Origin of the sequence: Terrimonas alba (assembly GCF_042434975.1) — a bacterium.
Classification (GTDB): Bacteria; Bacteroidota; Bacteroidia; order Chitinophagales; family Chitinophagaceae; genus Terrimonas_B; species Terrimonas_B alba.
Genome location: NZ_JBHMQM010000002.1, coordinates 335,887 through 349,409, shown reverse-complemented (window position 1 = coordinate 349,409; position 13,523 = coordinate 335,887). Strand labels below are relative to the sequence as shown.

Genomic DNA, 13,523 nt, shown 5'->3' with positions numbered 1-13,523 from the left:
ACACCCGAAAATTTGTATTAACACTTGTTAATAAGTAACTTTAGGAAGTAACTATTGTTACAAGTTATATTTGAAAAAGTGAGGGTAAAGCTTCTGTACCAATTATCAGAAGACGCAAACTAACCCGGTATTTACCCTACGCCGGTTTTTGAAATATGTATAAACTAATCCGCATTGACTGACACAATTATTAACCTTGAAACCGTTAATCCAATTGAGTTTTTCGGAGTAAACAACGGTAAACTGGACATCCTCAAAAAAAAATTCCCACTTCTCAAAATTCTTTCCCGCGGTAAACAGATCAAATTGAGCGGCGCTCCCGAGCAGGTCGAAAGTGCCAGGGAAAAAATTTCTCTTATCATTTCTTACCTGGAAAGAAATGGCCACATGAGCCAGAATTATTTTGAGCAGGTGATTGGTGGGGATGATGCCGAAACTATTGACAATTTTGTTGAACGAAATCCCAACGAAGTATTAGTGTTTGGCCCTAATGGCAAATCAGTTCGTGCCAGGACAGCCAACCAGAAAAAAATGGTACAGGAAGCGGAAAAAAATGACATCCTGTTCGCCATTGGACCTGCCGGTACGGGTAAAACCTATACAGCAGTAGCTCTTGCCGTAAGAGCGTTAAAAAACAAACAGGTTAAAAAGATCATTCTCACCAGGCCGGCTGTAGAAGCAGGCGAAAGCCTCGGCTTTTTACCCGGCGATCTTAAAGAAAAAATTGACCCTTACTTACGCCCCCTTTATGATGCATTGGATGATATGATACCTGCCGACAAGCTTGGGTATTATATGACGACAAGAACAATTGAAATCGCACCATTGGCTTACATGCGTGGCCGGACATTGGATAACGCCTTCATCATTTTGGATGAGGCCCAAAACTCCACTGACCTGCAGTTAAAAATGTTCCTTACCCGTATCGGCGCCAATGCCAAAGCGATCATCACCGGCGATATGACCCAGGTGGACCTGCCAAGAAACCAGAAAAGTGGTTTGGCCACTGCAGTCAGGATATTGCAAAACATTGATGGCATCGCTCATATTGAACTGGATGAAGAAGATGTGGTACGTCACCGCCTGGTAAAACACATTCTCCGTGCCTATACCAAAGAGCATGAGAAGGAAAACCCGCAGGATGCACCTCATCGTTCGTTAGGTATTATCAAGAAAAGCCAGGAGAAGGATATACCACCAGTAAAAGATTAATCATCCGCAACGCCGGATCAACGAAAAAGTTTCATTTTCTTTTATGGAAGAAAGTGAAACTTTTTTATTTTGAAGGATTCAAAAAACTAACTTAGTTCGTGTAAACAGTGTCAGGTCTTTCATCCTGTTCGATTTTAATAATTACTTTTACGAATGAAAAATATTTTCTATCCCCTGGTCATTTTACTTTCAGGTTTTTATGCTTGTAATGACGGAGACAGGCAAGCGGCTTCTTCCAGCTCCGACAGCGATATTGATGCGGCACGCAATTTCATCCAGGCAGCTTTGGTAGGTGATTTTGAAAAAGCAAAGACCTATATGCTCAATGATTCTTTGAGCCTCCAGGATTTGAACGCCATTGAACGGCTCAATGAAAGGCTGTCCAAAGAAGAAAAAGAAAAATACCAGACAGCATCCATCCGCATTCACAACGACAGGAAAATTAATGATTCGACGAGCATTATCTATTACTCCAACTCTTATAAAAATAAAGTGGATTCGTTAAAAGTAGTGAAGAACAATGGTGTTTGGATGGTGGATTTTAAATACATTTTTCACAAGACCGATAGCCTGCCATGATCAGGAATATCTTATTAGTTGGTTTGGGCGGCAGCATCGGCAGCATACTCCGTTACCTATGTCAGAAATGGATCTACAACTTATATCCGCATCCCTTTCCGTGGGGTACTTTCGCCGTAAACCTGGGTGGATGCCTGCTGATAGGAGTTCTTTTTGGCATTGGAGAAAAAACAAGTGCATTATCGCCTGAATGGAGATTGCTGTTGACCACCGGACTCTGCGGTGGTTTTACTACCTTCTCTACTTTTGCCTATGAAAACATGATGCTGTTGCGCAATGGCGATATTACTTATTTTTTATTGTACACCATACTCAGCATTGTTTTGGGTGTTGCCGGTGTTTTCGGCGGCATTGCCTTGGTAAAATTGATGTAATCATGGAACTACAGGGACAATCAAAATTGTTGCGGATTTTTGTTGGTGAAGTTGATAAAATCAATCATCAACTTTTATATGAAGCTATTGTAATGGCAGCAAAAGAAAAAGGATTGGCCGGGGCCACAGTAATAAAAGGCCTTATGTCGTTCGGCGCCAGTAGCCGTTTACATGTAGCCAGGCTGATTGAATTATCAGAAGACCTGCCCATTGTAATAGAGATTGTTGACCATTCAGATAAAATTGACAATTTTTTACCCGATGTAAATGAATTATTTGAAAAATGTGGCCGCGGCGGATTAATTACAGTGGAGAAAGTAGATGTATTATATTACAAGCCAAAAAAATAATACAGTCTTAAACAATAAGTAACGACAATATTAAGCAAGAATAAACTTTTGAACTTTTTAAACTTTTCAAATGCTAACAGTTAACCATCCCTGGCACGGCGCTCATTATGGCGAGAGAGTTCCCCAAAAAGTAAATGCATTGATTGAAATACCACAGGGCTCGAGAGCAAAATACGAGGTAGATAAAGCGACCGGCTTATTAAAACTGGACAGGGTGATCTATTCTTCTTTCCATTACCCCGTTAACTATGGATTTATCCCACAAACATTGGGACAAGACAATGATCCGCTTGATATCCTCGTACTCTGTTCTCAATCCATTCAATCGCTTTGCCTGGTTGAAGCAAATGTGATTGGCAATATGCAGATGATTGATAACGGGGAAATGGATGATAAGATCATTGCAGTAGCTTCAAAAGATCCTTCGGTCAATCACTATCACAATATTGAAGACCTTCCTGATCACTTCCTGCTCGAACTCCGTAACTTTTTTGAACAATACAAAGTATTGGAAAATAAAAAAGTGGAAATAGACAATTTCCAGGATAAGTATACAGCTTGTAAAGTTATTGAAGCCGCTATCGCTTACTATAAAGAACATTTCAAACATTGATTGGTGAACCCGCTACAAAAAAGAACTATGACGGCTGAACTGGTGATCACTATTTTGCTGATTGGTCTTTTCGCCGGCGTATTAAGCGGTTTGGTGGGTGTAGGTGGCGGGCTTATCATTGTACCTGCACTCATCTTTTTCCTGGGGTTTACGCAACACCAGGCACAGGGAACTTCACTGGGGTTATTATTATTACCAGTAGGTATACTGGCAGTGATCAACTATTATAATAAAGGGAACGTTGATATAAAAGTGGTGGCTATAATGAGTGTGGCCTTCATTGCCGGCGGGTATCTTGGCAGCAAACTGGCCTTACGACTGCCGGAAGACACAGTAAAAAAGATCTTTGCCGTATTTCTTTTCTACTCTGCTTTTAAGTTACTGGGTTGGGATAAAGCTATTTTCAGTTCGATAAAAGAATTGTTTAAATAGGCTCTGATCATTTTAACAATCCTGTATGTCTGAAATCAGGAGTCTGCATTTACATTTGAGTTAGCCAACGCTTATGAAAAAATTTTCACTCCTATTTACTTTAATTACCCTATCACACACAGCATCTTTTTCACAAGATGGATTGTTTCAATTCTCCAAAAGTTATTTCCGTTCTGATCCCTTTGCCGGCAATTTCAGCGGGTTTATGAAACACCTGCTCAATGATCCTGCTATCATCAATAAACAGGTATTATACAGAACAGATACGAGCTTGTTTTACTTCTTCGGTGCCTATAAAAACTATAATCCATTTTTCTTTAAACCCCGGCGAATAGAAGTGAGACTGCTGGAGTCTCCGATTCAATATGCAGATTCTTTACCAACCGATACGATATTGGTGTATCAACTGACTGCTTATGCCGAACCGGGCAACATTGGAAAACAGGAAGTAAAAAAAGAATTTGAAAAGATCCATCGTCAAATCAATAAAAAGTTCTATGACAATAACAATATGGATCTTAAAAAAGGTAGCGTTATCACAGGCGGGGCGCACAATTATTTTGTTGGTTTTGCCTCCTTAGCACCGGTCTCAGTGCTTTGGGCAGTTTTGGATGAAACCAATGAGCCCGTTCTTAATATTATACTCCGGATGAAAACGAGTAATAACCAGGCAGTATTAGCGGCAGCGCTTTATAACCCTTAATGAATGAGTTCGTTTTCCCGTTTCGCTATTGATAATTCCTTTTTTATCGATGGTATCAATTCTTACTTTTCCCGAAGCATGTATGATTTGCTCACTGTTCAATAATATTCCTACATGAACGATTTCTTCCTTGTCATCAAAAAATGCAAGATCGCCACAGATGGCCTGTTTTAATTTTCTTACCTGTACGCCCTCCTGGGCCTGCTGCCAGGCATCCCGCGGAAGGTCAACTCCCATCATTTTAAAATTCACTTGTACAAAGCCACTGCAATCAATGCCAAACATCGTTCTGCCGCCCCACAAATAGGGGACGTTCAACCATTGTTCGGTCAATTGCCGGATCAATTCTTCATTAACAGGCTGATCATCCCTCTTCAAAAAACTTGCGTCAAGGTGATAAGTAATACTATCGATACCTCCCTGCCCTTCGTTAAAGCCCGGAAGCGATGATGCCATTGGAACGCTCATTTTCATCTCCCCAATTCTGACCGTGTTAACCAATCCGGCGGCGAGAAAAGGGCAATAACTATGTGCTAACTCTTCATTGACGGGTTGCAACAGCGTACTTGTCATCCAGCCTTCATAGCCGTCGTGAAGGCTTCTCACCTTCACCCACAGACTGCCCCGCTGTTTCAGTACTTTCACGGATTCGCCAAACAACAACTGATTGGTCATCTCGCTTTGATGTCTTGCTTTTCTTCTAACCGGTGCTGCGGGCACTATTACCATTCCAAAATTCATGTCATAATTTTTTCGAAAATATTAAAATACTACTGCTGTCATTATTATGAAATTATGTCTTCTTTGCATCTTACTAATAGGTGAATTGTTGTTATTTCTATATGGCAAATAAAAACAGAAGTGAAGTGTGGATGTAGTATAAAATCCCTATTTTTCCTTTGTGAAGGCAGAGAAATATAATCATATAACCGACCAGGAACTGCTTCAGAAATACCGGGCTGATCATGATAATGAGTGGCTGGGCATTTTATTGCAGCGCTATACGTTGTTGCTATTGGGTGTTTGCATGAAGTACCTGAAAAATGAAGAGGAAGCAAAGGATAGTGTACAACAGATCTTTTTAAAAGTGATACAGGAGGTGCAAAAATATAAAGTAGACTATTTTAAATCGTGGCTGTATATGGTAGCAAAAAATCATTGCCTGATGAAGCTGCGGGATAAGCAAAATAAGATACCGGCTGAACTGACAGAGAAATTGATGGCAGCACCTGAGGAAGAAACGGATTGGCAGGCTATGATACAAACAGACCAGGTAATGGAACTGATGGAGGAATCATTAAAAGAATTAAACCACGAGCAACAGGAGTGTGTAAATTTGTTTTACCTGCAGAAAAAAAGCTACCAGGAGATCAGTGATGCAACTGGCTTCAGCATGTTACAGGTAAAAAGTTATATACAAAATGGAAAACGCAACTTAAAACTACTGATTGAAAAAAAACTAAAGGAAAATAACCATTGGCAATAAAATCCAAATGCAGGAAAATCTGAAAGACATATTATCCCATCTCACTACAGATATTGACCAGGAGACTTTATTGCTTTACCTGCAGGACAAACTACCCGTCGAAAAAAGACATGAAGTAGAAAAAACATTGGCCTCAAATGAGTTTGCCAATGATGCTTTGGAGGGCCTTCAGCAATTTGGCGACAAGAAGCAGATTGCTCATTTGGTTGAAACGCTTAACCACGACCTCAAAAAGAAGATCGGGAAGAAAAATCTGCGACGCGAAAAACTGAAGCTGAAAGACCAGTCATGGCTCTATGTAGCCATCTTTATATTTATTATCCTGATCGTTCTCAGCTATATGATCATTCACAGGATGTTACAGCAATAATGCATTGTTTTATTTTTTGCTCTCTTTAAAAAATCGTAACTTTTATAGTCAATATTTCAGTTCTTTAAACTTTTTGTTATGGGTATGCTACATCAACTTGAAGAATGGAGTACCACCCATCATCCCCGGTGGCTGGTATTTTTAAGAGTTGCCCTGGGCATTTGTCTTATCATAAAGGGCATCTCATTTATGAATGATTCTGTCGGTCTTGAATCCCTGCTGGCAGAAACAAGCATGGGCTTTACGAATACCTGGTTGCCCATTTTTATCACCTGGGTTCACATGCTTGGCGGCTTTTTCATAATTGTTGGGCTTTTTACCAGGGTGGCGACACTTTTCCTGATACCTGTATTGTTAGGCGCTGTTTTCTTTGTCAACATTCCGAGAGGCATTTTTGCCCCTGGATCTGAATTCGGTTTTTCGCTGGTAGTGCTTTTATTGCTGATCTTTTTCTTTATTGAAGGCGGTGGCCCTTTGTCGTTGGATGATTACTTCAAACGGAATCCGAGATAAATATCAATACAGTTTTTTGCCCTCCATTGACATCCATTGGGCAAAGACCTCCTGCGCCAGGGGGTGGGGAAAATGAATAAACGGAATTTTCCGGTCGAACATCGGGGCATTTATTTCTTTATAGATAAAATCATCGTCGAACTGGATTGCCGCGGCATCCTTTTTTGTATTGGCGTAAATCACACGCTGCGGCCTCGCCCAATAAATGGCTCCCAAACACATAGGGCAGGGCTCACAACTGGTGTATACTTCGCATCCGGTTAGCTGGTAATTATTTAATTTTTGACAGGCATTCCGGATGGCAACTACTTCGGCATGCGCCGTCGGATCATTGGATGAGGTGACCATATTGCACCCCTCCCCTACTATTTCATCACCCCTTACAATCACACAACCAAAAGGACCGCCATGCCCATCCTGCATCCCAAGCCTGGAAAGTTCAATGGCCCTCTCCAGGAATTTTTTTTCTTTTTCTGACAGCATAGTGTTTGTTTTACAAATGTGATATTTTTTGTGCATTATCAGCTGTTTATCCACAGTTTATCACCCTTATTCCGTCTAATATGAAGTTAATATTAATTTTAAGTTAACTCCCCGGAGGCTCTCCAAATCTCACTATTTTCAACAAATAGTCGCACATGCAAAACGATTTTGTTATGAAATGGGAAACCTTTACATCCACAATTGGCCAAACGGTATATACCCTTTGCAACAATGGCAAAAAATTGGTGACACTTGTTTTCAATTCCTCTTCCAATGCCGCAAGGATAGAATATGCCGATGAAAAACGGGTGTTCCTTATACGGGATGAAGGGTTTCGCAAAAACAAAACGGTGCTTAGAAATGAATATGGTATTCGCATTGGTCACGCCGGTTCGGAAAACAATGAAAACTTTATAGAGCTCAATAACCAACGTTATTTCTATGCAGTAGATGACAAACAACAACCGGCGGTAACGATCTATAAAGAATCAATTGAACATCCCCTCGTAATTTGTAAGTTAGATATCAAAGACGATTTATTGGCTCGTTCAGGAGGTAAAAAACCGTTGCACCAAAAAACACTTTATAGCCTGCTATTAGGTCTTTGCTTACATCTTTTCAAACCTTTGGCTGAACAGTCAAGTCCGGCCTACAGTTTTGCCATAGAATAATGCTATAATTGACTCCACACAGTTCTAGCAAATTGTTCCAGCGAAGGATCCCTTGCTCCCATCAATAGCAGCACGCAATCACTGGTAAGGTGGGATTGCACGGCATTGACAAAATCACTTCTATCTTCCACGAAAAAAGATTTCTTCCCTTTTGCTTTTAGATCATTGATGAGGTCATTAGCCGAAATGTCTTTTACCGCTGTGCCGCCGGCATAAAATATTTCACTCATCCATATCTCATCTTCATCACGGAGTACTTTTGCAATTTCCTCTACAAAATCATTTCGCAAAAACTTCGTGGGACCATACCCATGTGGTTGAAACCAGGCAATTACTTTAGGAGCGATGGGTTGACAAGCCTGGATGGCAGCGGCGCATTTCACCGGGTTGTGAGCAAAATCATCTATCACCCATACTCCTTTTTTATTTCCCAAAACCTGGTGACGCCGATATATTCCTTCGTAATTTTTTAACGCGGCAGCACATGTTTGAAGAGGCACACCCAACTGTGCTGCTACCGTTGTTGCAGCCAAAGCATTTTCCATGTTGTGCTTGCCAACCAGGTTTAGCGTAAAGTCAACATCATTAACCTGAAATGAAACAGCGAGGCCATGTTGGCGAAAATTGCTGGCAGTAAACCCGGCTTTATTTTCATCCAGTGAAAAATCCTGGATGATTTGCTGCGATAATTGCCGGGACTGTGGGTGTGATTGATTAACGATAAATTTATTGCTATTGGACTTAAACACCGAAAACACATTCATCAACACATCCATTTCTTTATGATCCTTCTCAACGTTTAACAACAATCCAATCTCAGGCTTGTATTGAACGATTGAGCCATCACTTTCATCCGCTTCGATTACCAGCCATTCGCCTTTGCCAACCTTTGCATTACCGATCTTCCCCTGGCGAATGATGCTTACGAGGCCGGCGCCACTTATTATGCTTGGTTGAAGACCGGCAAATTCCAATATATCAAAAAGCATGGCACTGGTCGTGCTTTTTCCACTGGTTCCACCTACAGCTATTGTTTTTTTGCTTGCTGCAATCAAGGCCAATAGCTCAGAACGTTTGATAATAGGAATATTCAATTGCTTTGCTTTCTTCACTTCCCCGACAGTGTCTTCCACGGCTGTCGATACGACAATGAGATCAGTATGCGCGGTAATTCCTTCACCATTTTGTGGGAAACAGGCTATTCCTTCGGCTTCCAGTTTTTCTTTTGTTTCGTTCCGCTCACCCGCTATAAAAAATCTGTCACTGCCTGAAACGTCTTTACCTATTCCTTTTAAATATTGTGCAATTGCACTCATGCCTGCGCCGGCAATACCAATAAAAAAAGGCTTTTGAAAATCATGAATAGATGAAATCATATTGCAAATTAAGAGGAATATTTCCGGGACTACCAAGTGTCTGCATCAGGATTGCATGTTTTTCTTTTGCATTGATCTTATCATTTCGGAAAAATTCATGCCGATTGCAAGGGATGAGACTGCTGCCGCTATCCGTTTTGTTTTAGTGGGGTCTGTTTTAGCACTCTCGATCCATTTACTATAATAGTTTTGAAAAGACCGGGGCATTGCTTCAAAGTTCTTCAGCGCCCTGGGCTCATCGTGGAGGCACTCCAGGAATTCCGCATTGAGCTCGTAGTTTTTTTTATCTTCCTGCAACGCTACTTTCAACATAGCACCCTGCTTTTTCCCAATCCCTTTTCGCATCGTTGCATTGATGGCCATTATAAAAGAGCCGCCACCCATTGGCAATAGAGATACCCCGGCAATTTTAAACTGATCCAGCTTGCCTTTTACCCGGAAAGATTTTTTATTACCCGGCTTCAACTGCTGGGCGATATCGGCCGGAATTTCGATGTAAGTCCAGCCGCTTTTCTCGCCTTGCTTTTCAAATTTGTGTATTGTGGCCGTAAATTGAACCATGCTGACACTAAATTAAATCTATAATTAATTGGACAAAAATGTGAAATGATTTTCTTGTTTACTGTAATGCATGTTTTAATTATCTTCCCTCCCCAATATAAAAAAATGAAAAAGCTATTTCTGTTTCTTTCTGTTGCAACCATCCTGTTATTGTCAAACCATGCGATTGCTGCAATTCGTTTACCATCAGTTATTTCGAGTAACATGGTATTACAACAACAGTCTAAAGTAAATCTTTGGGGTTGGGCCGATCCCGGTGAAAAAATATTCGTCACCACATCATGGGACAATAAAACCGACTCCGTCACAGCTACCCGTGATGCTAACTGGAAAATTAAAATCTCTACACCAAAAGCAGGCGGCCCATATACGATTACACTTAAAGGCGGGTCCACGATAATATTAGAGAATATCATGATAGGAGAAGTATGGGTTTGTTCGGGGCAGTCAAATATGGAATGGAGCAGCTATCAAAATCTGAAACAGATAATCGAGGAATTACCCAATAGTAATAATAATAATATCCGCCTGTTTCATGTTCCTAAGACTACGTCTGCAACCATGCAGGAAAATACTGCCGGGCAATGGAAGACATGTTCGCCTGAAACATTAAAGGGATTTAGTGCCATTGGCTATTTTTTTGGCAAAAAATTACAGCAAGATATGAATGTACCCATTGGCCTGATCAATGCAAGCTGGGGCGGCACCCCTGCGGAAGTGTGGACACCGGCAAACGAAGTGAGCGATGATCCTGAATTGAAAGAAGCCGCAGGCAAACAAAATGTGACCCAATGGTGGCCGGTATTACCCGGTTATACCTTTAATGCGATGATCGCACCGCTCGCTAATTTTTCCATAGCCGGCTCTATTTGGTACCAGGGTGAAAGCAATACCGGAACTTCAGCAACCTATCAAAAACTATTCAGTAAAATGATCGGCAGTTGGCGAAAGGCCTGGGAAAAAGAATTTCCATTTTACTACGTTCAAATTGCGCCCTACACATACGGCAACAAAAATATTGCGGCATTACTCCGGGAACAGCAGACAAAGACTTTATCGGTTCCCGGTACAGGCATGGTAGTAATAACAGACCTGGTCGACAACGTAAAGGACATTCACCCACAAAATAAAAAGGACGTAGCAGACCGGCTGGCCAATTGGGCGTTGGCCGAAACCTATGGATTAAATGTTCCTGCTTATAAAAGCCCGATATACAAAAGCATGGAAATAAATAACAATAAAATTTCGCTCTACTTTGATAATGCTCCCAATGGGTTTATGGTGAAAGGAAAAGAAAAAGCAAGTGAGTTTTATATTGCCGGAGATGATAAAAATTTTCTGCCCGCTGAAGTAAAGCTGGAAAAAGATAAAATTATCGTATTCAATAAAACCATAAAAAAACCGGTGGCTGTGCGGTTTGCATTTAGCAACACGGCGATGTCAAACCTTTTCAGCAAGGAAGGCCTTCCGGTTTGCCCTTTTCGGACAGATAACTGGGAAGTAGATACGACAAAAGAAAACTAAATTTTTATGCAACAATACCTCGTTTACGCCTGGGATGGAACCGACGATCAGGCTTTAGAAAGAAGAATGAATGCCAGGCCAGCTCATTTTGAAGGAGCCCGCAAATTAAAAGAGAATGGAAATTTTATTTTCGCCGGTGCATTGCTGAATGATCAGCAAAAAATGATTGGCTCCACGATGGTGGTACAGTTTGAAACACCTGAAGCGTTGAAGGATTGGATGAATGCTGAACCGTATATCGTAAATAATGTGTGGGAAAAAATCGAGGTTCACCCTTTTAAAGTAGCTACTATATAGCGCTAACCCGCAAGCTGTTTAACGATCCTGGCCGTTACCAGCAACTGACCGGTATGCCTTTGTATGTGTTCAGCAGCGTGAAAAAGCAGCCCTAATACATTGGATGGGATCTGTTTTCTCCCAACATACCTTATTTCCAAAAGGCTGTCTTCCTTTGTGTCTTTTAATTGTTGGATAGCTTTTTCTACCTGCCGGCTGAAATGAACCAGCAAATCGGTGAGATGAATAGTGGAGTTTTCCTTACCCTCACCGCGCAAAACATTCAGTTGTTTTGGTGTAAGTTGTTCACCCCTTGCATAAGTAAATAAACGATCCAGAACACCAGACAGATGTTGCAGGTGAAAGGCTGGTGATGCCACTCCAGCGGGACGCTGCCATAATAAGGTCCCCGGAAAGTCATTCATGACAAGCTGAACCTCGTGCTGCGCTTGAAGAATGGCGTGAGCAACTGGCTGCAGCAAAGGAATAATGTCTTCTACAGGTCCTTTCTGCCAAAACTCCATTTGTTGATCTTGCAACATCTTAAAGGCAAGTTAATATAGAAATGATTTACATCATTAATCCGGGCGATAGCCAAATAATAGTTTTTTTGTCGAATGAAAAGAGTACCTTCGCCCCGTCAATTTGAGTAACACAGTTTTTTGTAAGTGAACGATTTTTTCTGCTACGCATTCTCTGCTAATAGTTAGTCTTCTTTACCCCTGCGTTTTTCTCAAGTATTTTTTATTATTTAATTTTTAAGATGAACATTTACGTTTCAAATTTAAGCTTCGCAGTTCAAGACGAAGATTTAAGAGAGTTTTTTGCAGAGTACGGTGAAGTATCTTCTGCTAAAGTAATCGTTGACAAATTCACAAACCGCAGCAAAGGCTTTGGTTTCGTGGAAATGCCAGATGACGCCGCTGCTCAAAAAGCAATTGCTGAATTGGATGGTGGCATGGTTGAAGGTCGTGCTATCAAAGTAATGGTGGCAAAACCAAGAGAAGAAAGAACCAACAAAAGGCCTTCTTACTCTTCTAACAGTCGCTGGTAATTGATCCTGAATTCAATTATTATTGAAAGATAAAAAGGGGAACAAATTGTTTCCCTTTTATTTTATTAGAAAGAATGATGTCCTACATAGTCCGAATTAAAAATGCCGCTTCCATCGACATGAGAAGCGGCATTTAATTATATGGTTCTTCTTTATACTTTTTGCTTAGCCAAGGGCTTCTTTTTTGTTTTCTTCAAAGCAGACTCGATAGCTGCACTAAGATTTGCAAAAGTGGGTTTACCGGAAAACGGCTCGTCATTGATGAAGAACGCAGGAAGTTCTTTTACTCCCCTATCAATTCCTTCTTTCAGGTCATCCTGCACCTGCCAGCCAAATGTTCCATTAACCAATTCGTCCAGGAATTTCTTATTATTAACACCAGCTTCTTTGGAATGCAGTTTAAGACTGGTTGTTCCAAGATTGCGCCTGTTGCTGAAAAGCACATTATGCATTTCCCAGAATTTACCCTCCTGGCCGGCAGCCACAGCGGCTTCGCTTGCTTTCATGCTACGCTGGTGAATCAATGTCAGGGGGAAATGGCGAAAATTAAATTTGATCTTTCCTTCATATTCTTCAAGCAACTGCTTCACTACTTCGTTTGCTTTTGCACAATCCTCATTCTCGTACTCTCCAAATTCCATTAAAGTTACCGGGGCGTCTTTTTTTCCGACAAAAATGTCTTTAGGTTCAATAATTTCTTCGACCTCTTTTTTGAATGCCATTGTTTAACTCCTTTTTTATTAGCGCCAAAGCACCTGTAGCTTTGGCATTTATCATCTATATAACAACCTTCAGGCTATTTGGTTGGGTGTTTATCCACATTTCAAAGCACTAAAAAGTGTCTGAAAGCGGTTGAAGATAGTGTTTTTTTGCACCCGCCATATAAGCAAAAAAGCTAATTTTCTTTTCATCTGTTTTATTTATTGAGAATCACATATTTGAAGAA

The 13,523-nt window shown here is 40.9% G+C and carries 20 protein-coding genes; 14 read left to right on the top strand and 6 right to left on the bottom strand.

Annotated elements, in window-relative coordinates:
• Positions 1-174: 174 nt before the first annotated feature.
• The 7 genes from ACFEL9_RS06180 (at position 175) to ACFEL9_RS06150 (ending at position 4,263) form a co-directional block, all read left to right on the top strand.
• The gene (locus ACFEL9_RS06180) at positions 175-1,212 is read left to right on the top strand and encodes a PhoH family protein (RefSeq protein ID WP_385887183.1); all 1,038 of its coding nucleotides are present in this window, start codon (positions 175-177) and stop codon (positions 1,210-1,212) included.
• A gap of 153 nt (positions 1,213-1,365) precedes the next feature.
• Positions 1,366-1,791: a nuclear transport factor 2 family protein gene (locus ACFEL9_RS06175; RefSeq protein WP_385887180.1), complete on the top strand. Its 426-nt coding sequence runs from the start codon at positions 1,366-1,368 to the stop codon at positions 1,789-1,791.
• Positions 1,788-2,165, top strand: coding sequence for a fluoride efflux transporter CrcB (crcB, locus tag ACFEL9_RS06170; RefSeq protein WP_385887177.1), 378 nt, complete (start codon positions 1,788-1,790; stop codon positions 2,163-2,165). Before ACFEL9_RS06175 ends, crcB begins: the two co-directional genes overlap by 4 nt.
• Positions 2,166-2,167: 2 nt before the next feature.
• Positions 2,168-2,515: a DUF190 domain-containing protein gene (locus ACFEL9_RS06165; protein WP_385887174.1), complete on the top strand. Its 348-nt coding sequence runs from the start codon at positions 2,168-2,170 to the stop codon at positions 2,513-2,515.
• A 70-nt stretch (positions 2,516-2,585) separates the two neighbouring features.
• Entirely contained in the window at positions 2,586-3,128 is a 543-nt protein-coding gene (locus tag ACFEL9_RS06160; protein ID WP_385887171.1) for an inorganic diphosphatase, read from the top strand.
• Positions 3,129-3,131: 3 nt separating this feature from the next.
• Positions 3,132-3,560, top strand: a complete 429-nt coding sequence (locus tag ACFEL9_RS06155; RefSeq protein ID WP_385887169.1) for a sulfite exporter TauE/SafE family protein — start codon at positions 3,132-3,134, stop codon at positions 3,558-3,560.
• A gap of 73 nt (positions 3,561-3,633) precedes the next feature.
• Positions 3,634-4,263: a hypothetical protein gene (locus ACFEL9_RS06150; protein WP_385887167.1), complete on the top strand. Its 630-nt coding sequence runs from the start codon at positions 3,634-3,636 to the stop codon at positions 4,261-4,263.
• Here ACFEL9_RS06150 and ACFEL9_RS06145 read toward each other — a convergent pair.
• Positions 4,237-5,004 (bottom strand): C40 family peptidase, encoded by a 768-nt coding sequence (locus ACFEL9_RS06145; protein ID WP_385887165.1) that lies wholly within the window; start codon positions 5,002-5,004, stop codon positions 4,237-4,239. The genes ACFEL9_RS06150 and ACFEL9_RS06145 overlap by 27 nt on opposite strands.
• Positions 5,005-5,164: 160 nt before the next feature.
• Between ACFEL9_RS06145 and ACFEL9_RS06140 the strand changes: the two genes are divergently transcribed.
• From ACFEL9_RS06140 to ACFEL9_RS06130, 3 genes are all read left to right on the top strand, one after another.
• Positions 5,165-5,749, top strand: a complete 585-nt coding sequence (locus tag ACFEL9_RS06140) for an RNA polymerase sigma factor (RefSeq protein ID WP_385887164.1) — start codon at positions 5,165-5,167, stop codon at positions 5,747-5,749.
• Positions 5,750-5,756: 7 nt separating this feature from the next.
• Positions 5,757-6,119, top strand: a complete 363-nt coding sequence (locus ACFEL9_RS06135; protein ID WP_385887162.1) for a hypothetical protein — start codon at positions 5,757-5,759, stop codon at positions 6,117-6,119.
• Between the two features lie 78 nt (positions 6,120-6,197).
• Positions 6,198-6,632: a DoxX family protein gene (locus tag ACFEL9_RS06130; RefSeq protein WP_385887159.1), complete on the top strand. Its 435-nt coding sequence runs from the start codon at positions 6,198-6,200 to the stop codon at positions 6,630-6,632.
• A 3-nt stretch (positions 6,633-6,635) separates the two neighbouring features.
• On the opposite strand, the gene ACFEL9_RS06125 is transcribed toward ACFEL9_RS06130, so the two are convergent.
• Positions 6,636-7,115: a nucleoside deaminase gene (locus tag ACFEL9_RS06125; RefSeq protein WP_385887156.1), complete on the bottom strand. Its 480-nt coding sequence runs from the start codon at positions 7,113-7,115 to the stop codon at positions 6,636-6,638.
• Between the two features lie 155 nt (positions 7,116-7,270).
• Between ACFEL9_RS06125 and ACFEL9_RS06120 the strand changes: the two genes are divergently transcribed.
• On the top strand, positions 7,271-7,786 hold the full coding sequence (locus tag ACFEL9_RS06120; RefSeq protein ID WP_385887153.1) for a hypothetical protein: 516 nt from the start codon (positions 7,271-7,273) through the stop codon (positions 7,784-7,786).
• Positions 7,787-7,788: 2 nt separating this feature from the next.
• On the opposite strand, the gene ACFEL9_RS06115 is transcribed toward ACFEL9_RS06120, so the two are convergent.
• Both ACFEL9_RS06115 and ACFEL9_RS06110 read right to left on the bottom strand, forming a co-directional pair.
• The gene (locus ACFEL9_RS06115) at positions 7,789-9,162 is read right to left on the bottom strand and encodes a UDP-N-acetylmuramate--L-alanine ligase (RefSeq protein WP_385887151.1); all 1,374 of its coding nucleotides are present in this window, start codon (positions 9,160-9,162) and stop codon (positions 7,789-7,791) included.
• Positions 9,163-9,207: 45 nt separating this feature from the next.
• A complete protein-coding gene (locus tag ACFEL9_RS06110; protein WP_385887149.1) occupies positions 9,208-9,723 on the bottom strand; it encodes a YdeI/OmpD-associated family protein in 516 nt (171 codons plus the stop codon).
• Positions 9,724-9,828: 105 nt separating this feature from the next.
• On the opposite strand from ACFEL9_RS06110, the gene ACFEL9_RS06105 reads away from it, so the two are divergent.
• Both ACFEL9_RS06105 and ACFEL9_RS06100 read left to right on the top strand, forming a co-directional pair.
• Entirely contained in the window at positions 9,829-11,247 is a 1,419-nt protein-coding gene (locus tag ACFEL9_RS06105) for a sialate O-acetylesterase (RefSeq protein ID WP_385887146.1), read from the top strand.
• 6 nt (positions 11,248-11,253) lie between these two features.
• Complete coding sequence (locus tag ACFEL9_RS06100) at positions 11,254-11,544, top strand: YciI family protein (protein ID WP_385887144.1); 291 nt, start codon at positions 11,254-11,256, stop codon at positions 11,542-11,544.
• Between the two features lie 2 nt (positions 11,545-11,546).
• On the opposite strand, the gene ACFEL9_RS06095 is transcribed toward ACFEL9_RS06100, so the two are convergent.
• Positions 11,547-12,065, bottom strand: a complete 519-nt coding sequence (locus ACFEL9_RS06095) for a DinB family protein (RefSeq protein ID WP_385887142.1) — start codon at positions 12,063-12,065, stop codon at positions 11,547-11,549.
• A 221-nt stretch (positions 12,066-12,286) separates the two neighbouring features.
• On the opposite strand from ACFEL9_RS06095, the gene rbp reads away from it, so the two are divergent.
• A complete protein-coding gene (rbp, locus tag ACFEL9_RS06090) occupies positions 12,287-12,577 on the top strand; it encodes an RNA-binding regulator (protein ID WP_385887139.1) in 291 nt (96 codons plus the stop codon).
• Positions 12,578-12,729: 152 nt separating this feature from the next.
• Here the strand turns inward: rbp and ACFEL9_RS06085 are convergent, their stop codons facing one another.
• A complete protein-coding gene (locus ACFEL9_RS06085; RefSeq protein WP_276501280.1) occupies positions 12,730-13,299 on the bottom strand; it encodes a DsbA family protein in 570 nt (189 codons plus the stop codon).
• Between the last annotated feature and the right edge of the window lie 224 nt (positions 13,300-13,523).

Coding starts and splice junctions, on each gene's coding strand:
- ACFEL9_RS06175 (WP_385887180.1), top strand. CDS start 1,366: ATGAAAAATATTTTCTATCCCCTGGTCATTTTACTTTCAGGTTTTTAT.
- crcB (WP_385887177.1), top strand. CDS start 1,788: ATGATCAGGAATATCTTATTAGTTGGTTTGGGCGGCAGCATCGGCAGC.
- ACFEL9_RS06165 (WP_385887174.1), top strand. CDS start 2,168: ATGGAACTACAGGGACAATCAAAATTGTTGCGGATTTTTGTTGGTGAA.
- ACFEL9_RS06160 (WP_385887171.1), top strand. CDS start 2,586: ATGCTAACAGTTAACCATCCCTGGCACGGCGCTCATTATGGCGAGAGA.
- ACFEL9_RS06150 (WP_385887167.1), top strand. CDS start 3,634: ATGAAAAAATTTTCACTCCTATTTACTTTAATTACCCTATCACACACA.
- ACFEL9_RS06145 (WP_385887165.1), bottom strand. CDS start 5,004: ATGAATTTTGGAATGGTAATAGTGCCCGCAGCACCGGTTAGAAGAAAA.
- ACFEL9_RS06135 (WP_385887162.1), top strand. CDS start 5,757: ATGCAGGAAAATCTGAAAGACATATTATCCCATCTCACTACAGATATT.
- ACFEL9_RS06130 (WP_385887159.1), top strand. CDS start 6,198: ATGGGTATGCTACATCAACTTGAAGAATGGAGTACCACCCATCATCCC.
- ACFEL9_RS06125 (WP_385887156.1), bottom strand. CDS start 7,115: ATGCTGTCAGAAAAAGAAAAAAAATTCCTGGAGAGGGCCATTGAACTT.
- ACFEL9_RS06120 (WP_385887153.1), top strand. CDS start 7,271: ATGCAAAACGATTTTGTTATGAAATGGGAAACCTTTACATCCACAATT.
- ACFEL9_RS06115 (WP_385887151.1), bottom strand. CDS start 9,162: ATGATTTCATCTATTCATGATTTTCAAAAGCCTTTTTTTATTGGTATT.
- ACFEL9_RS06110 (WP_385887149.1), bottom strand. CDS start 9,723: ATGGTTCAATTTACGGCCACAATACACAAATTTGAAAAGCAAGGCGAG.
- ACFEL9_RS06105 (WP_385887146.1), top strand. CDS start 9,829: ATGAAAAAGCTATTTCTGTTTCTTTCTGTTGCAACCATCCTGTTATTG.
- ACFEL9_RS06100 (WP_385887144.1), top strand. CDS start 11,254: ATGCAACAATACCTCGTTTACGCCTGGGATGGAACCGACGATCAGGCT.
- ACFEL9_RS06095 (WP_385887142.1), bottom strand. CDS start 12,065: ATGTTGCAAGATCAACAAATGGAGTTTTGGCAGAAAGGACCTGTAGAA.
- rbp (WP_385887139.1), top strand. CDS start 12,287: ATGAACATTTACGTTTCAAATTTAAGCTTCGCAGTTCAAGACGAAGAT.
- ACFEL9_RS06085 (WP_276501280.1), bottom strand. CDS start 13,299: ATGGCATTCAAAAAAGAGGTCGAAGAAATTATTGAACCTAAAGACATT.